8 protein-coding genes are annotated in these 5,363 nt (G+C 65.1%); 3 read left to right on the forward strand and 5 right to left on the reverse strand.

Features of this window, described 5'->3' with window-relative positions:
• The coding region (locus tag EN935_RS20750) for a DeoR/GlpR family DNA-binding transcription regulator (RefSeq protein ID WP_164771231.1) at window positions 1–682 on the forward strand (682 nt) is incomplete at its 5' end.
• On the opposite strand, the gene EN935_RS20755 is transcribed toward EN935_RS20750, so the two are convergent.
• The 5 genes from EN935_RS20755 to EN935_RS42185 form a co-directional block, all read right to left on the reverse strand.
• On the reverse strand, window positions 679–1,578 hold the full coding sequence (locus tag EN935_RS20755; RefSeq protein WP_127262838.1) for an NAD(P)/FAD-dependent oxidoreductase: 900 nt from the start codon (window positions 1,576–1,578) through the stop codon (window positions 679–681). The genes EN935_RS20750 and EN935_RS20755 overlap by 4 nt on opposite strands.
• On the reverse strand, window positions 1,568–2,017 hold the full coding sequence (locus tag EN935_RS20760) for an Rrf2 family transcriptional regulator (protein WP_126067505.1): 450 nt from the start codon (window positions 2,015–2,017) through the stop codon (window positions 1,568–1,570). The genes EN935_RS20755 and EN935_RS20760 overlap by 11 nt, the downstream gene beginning before the upstream one ends.
• A gap of 9 nt (window positions 2,018–2,026) precedes the next feature.
• Window positions 2,027–3,403 (reverse strand): HAMP domain-containing sensor histidine kinase, encoded by a 1,377-nt coding sequence (locus EN935_RS20765; protein ID WP_127262839.1) that lies wholly within the window; start codon window positions 3,401–3,403, stop codon window positions 2,027–2,029.
• Window positions 3,400–4,074, reverse strand: coding sequence for a response regulator transcription factor (locus EN935_RS20770; protein ID WP_127262840.1), 675 nt, complete (start codon window positions 4,072–4,074; stop codon window positions 3,400–3,402). The genes EN935_RS20765 and EN935_RS20770 overlap by 4 nt, the downstream gene beginning before the upstream one ends.
• Window positions 4,075–4,306: 232 nt before the next feature.
• Entirely contained in the window at window positions 4,307–4,474 is a 168-nt protein-coding gene (locus tag EN935_RS42185) for a hypothetical protein (protein ID WP_245468684.1), read from the reverse strand.
• Here EN935_RS42185 and EN935_RS20775 point away from each other — a divergent pair.
• Together EN935_RS20775 and EN935_RS20780 are read left to right on the forward strand one after the other, a co-directional pair.
• Window positions 4,461–4,961 carry a methyltransferase domain-containing protein gene (locus EN935_RS20775; protein ID WP_245468685.1) on the forward strand — a complete coding sequence of 167 codons (501 nt, stop codon included), beginning with the start codon at window positions 4,461–4,463 and terminating at the stop codon, window positions 4,959–4,961. The genes EN935_RS42185 and EN935_RS20775 overlap by 14 nt on opposite strands.
• On the forward strand, window positions 4,958–5,363 hold a 406-nt coding region (locus EN935_RS20780), incomplete at its 3' end, for a DedA family protein (protein WP_164771232.1). The genes EN935_RS20775 and EN935_RS20780, both read left to right, overlap by 4 nt.

Genomic DNA, 5,363 nt, shown 5'->3' on the forward strand with positions numbered 1-5,363 from the left:
GCTCGAGACCGTGCGCCGCGACGTCAAGCCGCTCACCGGTGACGGTTCCGTCCTTAAGATGCATGGCGCCATCGGCCTGCCGTCGATGATTGGCGAAGCGCCGTTCGAGCGGCGGATGCGCGAGAATGCCGACGCCAAGCGCGTCATTGCCCGCATGGTCGCCGCCACCATCCGCGACGGGGAATCGATCATGCTCGACACCGGCACGACGACTTCGTTCCTTGCCCGCGAACTGCTTGGCCACCGGCGCCTGACGGTCGTCACCAACTCGTCGGACATCGCCCGCACGCTGGCCACCATCAACGGCAATAAGGTCTACATGGCTGGCGGCGAACTGCGCAGCGATTCCGGCGCTGCCTTCGGCGCCTCGGCCATCGACTTCGTCAGCCGCTTCTCGGTCAGCCACGCCATCATTTCCACCGGCGCCATCGATGCGGTGATGGGCGTCATGGACTATGATCTGGAAGAGGCCGAGTTCGCCCGCATGGTGCTGTCGCGCGGCCAGCGTTCGCTCGTCATCACCGATCACTCGAAGTTCGGCCGCCTTGGTCTGGTCCAGGTCTGCGGCTTCGACAGCTTTTCCGAACTCGCCAGCGACCGCTCGCCGCCGCGCGACATAGCTGCCGCCCTGGCGCAGGCCGGCGCGCGGCTCAGCATCGCTGGCGAGGAAGCCGGGTTTTAGCCGAAGACCAGCGACTGGTGGGCGCACACGCCCGCAAAGGTACCAGCGGATACCGCAAAGGCGATGTTGTGCATCGAGCGTGCCGCGTCGCCGGCGGCGTAGACGCCGGGCACGGTCGTCTGTTGCCTGTCATCGACTGATATCACCGGGCCGAGGAGGCCTTGCGTGAAGCCGCAGCCGAGCTGTTCGGCCAGCGGGCTGGCCATGGTGTTACGCGGCGCCGTGAACATCGCCCTGACGCCGGCCTTTCTGCCGTCGTTGAGGTGGACGATCAATCCGCCGGAGCCGTCTTCCCTTAGCTCGGTGACGGTGGTGGGCTCAAACCGCACTTTTCGGCTCTCCAGCGCGTGCATCTGCTCTGTGTCAGGCTCGAACAGGCCATTGCCGAACAGCGTGACATCGCCCCAATCGGCGATCAGCTGTGCCTGATGCAGGGACACAGGACCGGTTGCGAGCACGCCGAGCGGCCCGCCGGAAACTTCGTAGCCGTGGCAATAGGGGCAGTGCAGCACGCTCTTTCCCCAGAGCTCGGCAAGCCCGGCAACCTCCGGCAGGATGTCGCGCACCCCGGTGGCCAGCACCAGCCGTGCGGCGCCGAATGTCTCGCCGCCATCGATGGTGATTTCGAAATCGCTGCTGCCGGCGGCAACGGCCTTGTCCGCGCGCCCGTCGACAACCCTTGCTGTCGGATAGGCCAGCAGCTGCCGCCTTGCGTCACCCAGGATTGCGCCGGGCGGGCGCCCGTCCTGTCCGAGGAAGCCGTGCGAATGCTCGGCAAAGCGGTTGCGCGGCTGGCCGGCGTCGATCACCAGCACCTTGCGTCCTGCCCGCGCCATCTGGATGGCGGCGGACAGGCCGGCAAAGCTGCCGCCGACGACGGCAAGATCATACTGCATGGCTGGAGACTCCAATGAGATCAAAACGGCGGCGGAAATCGGCGGTCAGGTCGGCCAGCGTGATGCGGTTGAGCTTTTCCGCCAGCAGCCTTTCGGCCGCGACGCGAAAATCGTCGAGCACGGCGATCACCGCTTGCTCGACGAGGCAGCCGGGGCTTTCCGGCTCGGTGCTGAACGGCAGCAGCGTCTCGCCAAGGGCGACGCTGATCTCGGCCAGGGATATATTTTCGGGCGCCCGCCCGAGCAGCCAGCCGCCGCCGTGCCCGCGCGACGAGGTGACGATCCCGGCATCGCGCAAGCCTGCGATGGTGCGGCGGACCACCACTGGATTGGTGTGGATGAAGGTGGCAAGCTGCTCGGAGGTCAGCGCCTGTTCGGGCTTCTCGGCCATGTGGACGAGAATGTGCAGGGTCGAGGACAGTCTGCTGTTGCGTTTCATGTAACTTAATTAGTTACGATTCGCATCGATGTCAAACGCGCGAAAACTCATCCTGAAGCAGGCGCCATTCGGCTTGCCGTCGAGGATCTCGATACGCCCGCCATGCAATTGCATGATCTCCTGCACCAGGTTGAGGCCGAGCCCGGCGCCGTGATCCTGCGGGCGCAGCCGGTAGAACGGTTCGAACACGCGTTCCCGCTCGCTCAGTGGCACGCCGCCGCCTTCGTCACGCACCTCGATGACGGCGGGAGCTGCAATGCTGACGGTGATCTTGCCCGAGCGGCCGCCATGTTCGATGGCGTTCTGGACGAGATTGGTCACAGCGCGTTCGATCGCGGTGCGGTCACCGGAGGCGAAAACTGTTTCTCTTTCGGGTTCGAACGACATTTCGTATCCGGCCGAAAACGCCATCGGCGCGAGGTCGACAATGACGCTGCGCGCAATCGCCACAAGGTCGACCTTTTCAAAAGCCGCGGCCTGCCGGTCGAGACGCTGCAGGTCGAGCAGCTGGTCGGTCAGCGTCGAAAGCCGCGCTGCGTCCTGCAGCAGCCGCGCCCGTTCCGGTGTCGCCGGTAGCGAGGCGAGGCGTGTATTGAGGATGGCGACCGGTGTTCGCAGTTCATGCGCCGCGTCGGTCAGGAAACGCTTGTGGCGCTCATAGCCCTTGTCGAGGCGCGATAACGCCGCATTCACCGCCTTCACCAGCGGTGTCACCTCCAAGGGCACGTCCTTCAGCGGCAGCTGCACGCCGCGCTGGTCGACGTCGATGCGCCCGGCCTCGGCCGCCGCATGGCCAAGACCCGAAAGCGCGCCGCGCACCACCCAGGGCGTCGCGAACAGCGTGGCCAGCGCCATCAGCCCGGCGAGCGGCAATATCCCTTGCAGGAAAAATTGCGGCGCCTGCCCGAGCAGGCGCATAAGCGAAAGCCCGCCCTTGGTGCCGCTGAAGATCTGGACGTTGCCGGCTGCCGTATCGGTCCAGCGTATCTTTCCTCCAGGTGGCGCGGCTTGCCCGAGCGTCGGGTCGATACGGGCATCGCTGATGGTGTCCAGCAGTCCGACAAAGGGCTGGAAGACGGTCGGTACGGTTCCCTCCTGCAGCCGCTGCCCTTGCTTGTCGCGAATGATGAACCAGAGGTCCGGAACTCCAGATCGCAGCTTTGCCATATCCGGCGTCTCGTTGAGGACCAGCTTGCCGCCGGCATCGCGTGCCACCGCATCCGCCAGCACGTCCATCGTGCCGTCCTCATAGTCGTGCGGAATGAGACCCGTGGCCAGCATGGCGCCGAGAATGCCGACGATGATCAGTGTCAGCATCGCGCATTGCAGCAACGCGATGCGCAGCACCAGGCTCCATTTCAGCGAACGCGGGCGCTTGATCGTCATGTCGTCTCGCGCAGGAGATAGCCGACGCCGCGAATGCCGTTGATCGTCACGCCGCCGTCGGCGTCGGCGAGCTTGCGGCGCAGGCGCGAGACGTGGGTGTCGAGCGCGTTGGACTGAATCTCGTCGTCGAGGCCAAACACCGCTTCCATCAGCGCCTCGCGCTGCACCATGCGGCCGGTCCGCCGCATCAGCGTTTCCAGCACCAGGAGTTCGCGGCGCGGCAGGCCGAGCGGCTCGCCACGGATCGACACCTCGCGATACCCGACATCGAGCACCAGATGGCCGGCGCGGATGAATTGCGACTGCATCGGCACCGGGCGCCTGAGCAGCGCTCGCAACCGGGCCAGCAATTCCTCGAAGGCGAACGGCTTCGCCAGATAATCGTCCGCACCCATGTTCAGCCCATCGACCTTGTCCGACGTGTCGCCCTTTGCCGTCAGCATCAGCACGGGCGTGGTGTTCTTCGCTGCGCGCAGTCTGGGAACCAGCGACAGCCCGTCGCCATCCGGCAATTGGCGGTCGAGCAGGATGGCGTCGTAGCTGTCGGCGGCAACGAAGCCCTCCGCTTCGATGAGCGAGCCGGCGTGGTCGACCACCATGTCGTGGCGCTTCAGCGCGGCACGCAAGGCCGAGACCATTTCAGGCTCGTCTTCGACCAGCAAGATACGCATCCACCATCCTCTAACAAGACCACTGCTGCGGGCGCTACAGCGCCAACATTGCGCAAGCATGGCAAATCCTGGCAGCGGGCGTCGACGCACCCTTTCTTTGCATCTGCCACCTTGCGCAATGTCCATGCAATCCAGTCGCAGCAAACAGCACCGGTCGGCACGAACCGTCATGCCGGCATCAAGGCGTCGGACCCGACTATGCAACAGGTTCGGGTCCGACGCTGAAACGAAATCAAATGGCCGCACCAAACTGATTGTCGCGCTGCTGTCCGGATTGAGGTTTAGCTATGTCTGCAAATGATGCTCTGTCTTTTCTCATGGCGTGGGCCGTGGCGCCGTTCAGGATAGGCTCCGTCACGCCGTCCAGTTCCAGCCTGGCGGCATTGATGACGCGCGACATCGGTCCCGACACCGGCCCCGTGCTGGAGCTTGGTCCGGGAACCGGCCCGTTCACCCGGGCGCTGCTGGCGCGCGGGGTTAGTGAAGAGGATTTGACGCTGATCGAATCCGATCCGGATTTCGCCGCACTGCTCAAGCGGCGCTTTCCTGCCGCCCGGGTCTTCGAAATGGATGCCGCCGGTCTGCGCCATCTATCGCTATTCCAGGGGCCGGCGGTCGGCGCCGCCATCAGCGGTCTGCCCTTCCGCTTGATCTCACCGCGCAAGACGCTCGCCATTCTCGACGGGGTTTTCGCAAATCTTCGCCCGGGCGGCGCGCTCTATCAGTTCACGCTCGGCCGGCGCTGTCCGTTCGACCAGTCGCTGCTCGATCGGCTCGATCTCGAGGTCACGCGGGTTGGCCATACCTTTCGCAACCTCCCGCCGGCGACGGTCTATCGCATCGCCAGGATCAAGACGCTCAGCACCTTTGACTGGCGCTTCGCATGACGGGGCCGCTGGCGGCCATCCTCGGCTTCGGTCTGTTCGGCGTCTTCTGCCTCGCCTTCACCGAAAAGATCCTGCCAATCCCGCCGTCGCACGTGCTGCTGCTGTTCCTCGGCATGACGGCGGCGCCTGATGGTTCGACGCTGGCGATCCTGCTGCTGGTGACGACGCTTGCCTCCACCAGCGGCTGCCTTGTCTGGTATGCGGTCGGCCGCCGGATTGGACCCGACCGTGCCGACAGGCTGTTGGAACGTTTCGGCAGATATGTCTTCCTGCGCCACGCGACCTACCGCAGGCTCGGCCAGGCCTATCGGCGCTATCACGTCCGGATCTCCTTGCTGGCGCAGTTCATCCCGACGGTGCGCAATTACCTGCCGATCGCAGCCGGCGCGCTCTGTCTGCCTG

Origin of the sequence: Mesorhizobium sp. M7D.F.Ca.US.004.03.1.1, assembly GCF_003998635.1 — a bacterium.
GTDB lineage: Bacteria > Pseudomonadota > Alphaproteobacteria > Rhizobiales > Rhizobiaceae > Mesorhizobium > Mesorhizobium loti.

Excerpts from the sequence above, each read along its gene's own strand:
- EN935_RS20755 (WP_127262838.1), bottom strand. The coding sequence starts at position 1,578 with ATGCAGTATGATCTTGCCGTCGTCGGCGGCAGCTTTGCCGGCCTGTCC.
- EN935_RS20760 (WP_126067505.1), bottom strand. The coding sequence starts at position 2,017 with ATGAAACGCAACAGCAGACTGTCCTCGACCCTGCACATTCTCGTCCAC.
- EN935_RS20765 (WP_127262839.1), bottom strand. The coding sequence starts at position 3,403 with ATGACGATCAAGCGCCCGCGTTCGCTGAAATGGAGCCTGGTGCTGCGC.
- EN935_RS20770 (WP_127262840.1), bottom strand. The coding sequence starts at position 4,074 with ATGCGTATCTTGCTGGTCGAAGACGAGCCTGAAATGGTCTCGGCCTTG.
- EN935_RS20775 (WP_245468685.1), top strand. The coding sequence starts at position 4,461 with ATGACGCGCGACATCGGTCCCGACACCGGCCCCGTGCTGGAGCTTGGT.
- EN935_RS42185 (WP_245468684.1), bottom strand. The coding sequence starts at position 4,474 with ATGTCGCGCGTCATCAATGCCGCCAGGCTGGAACTGGACGGCGTGACG.